Below are 656 nucleotides of genomic sequence, written 5' to 3' on the forward strand. Positions count from 1 at the left end.
ATATGGTGATGGCGCGCCTTTGCAATTAGGTCCTATCCTGACTAGTTCATCATTGATCCTCGTGATGTAGTTATGAACGCAAAGACCTTTGCCAAGCATTTTTAGATGGCTTCCTGGCGCATATTTGTGATTCTTGCGATCCTACGAATTCCATGGTTGCTTTCGCTATTAATAGCGGTGGTGCTGGGGGCAATAGGAGCGTATGCGGTTGGAGCTGTCTTTAGTGTAGAGATATTCGCTGCACCTATTATTCGCGCCGTAATGAAAAAACCTCTCTACAAATCAGCAGATGTTTCAAAGAGTCCATCAAGCCTGGCAATGAAGCAAAGGCTGATTGGTTTGCTTCGCCGTCCCACGGGTCGGGTGATTCCAACAATACCCGCCAACAGCGCCAATCAAACACGCAGACGGGCAACGAATCACGTCGGTATGGTAATCCCGACCGTGACAGCTCTTCAGAGTCAGGCGGCTATCGAAGCTCAGACAATGGCAGGCGAAGGCAAAATTATTCGAAAAATAGGGGCGACTACAGGCTAGGAACCTTAACTGGTTACGAACCAAACGAACTACGTAAAGTTCAAGCGCCAATCAGCTTCAATGCGTATGGCGTTGCGGGTCTGGGGTTACACGACTCTGAGTTCTCTTCTCAGAATGTT

1 protein-coding gene is annotated in these 656 nt (G+C 48.3%); it reads left to right on the forward strand.

Annotated elements, in window-relative coordinates; all coding sequences use genetic code 11:
- Positions 1 to 105: 105 nt before the first annotated feature.
- The gene (locus HMPREF1627_RS00435; protein ID WP_034500020.1) at positions 106 to 537 is read left to right on the forward strand and encodes a hypothetical protein; all 432 of its coding nucleotides are present in this window, start codon (positions 106 to 108) and stop codon (positions 535 to 537) included.
- Positions 538 to 656 lie beyond the last annotated feature (119 nt).

This window comes from Actinomyces sp. S6-Spd3 (genome assembly GCF_000758755.1).
Lineage (GTDB): Bacteria > Actinomycetota > Actinomycetes > Actinomycetales > Actinomycetaceae > Pauljensenia.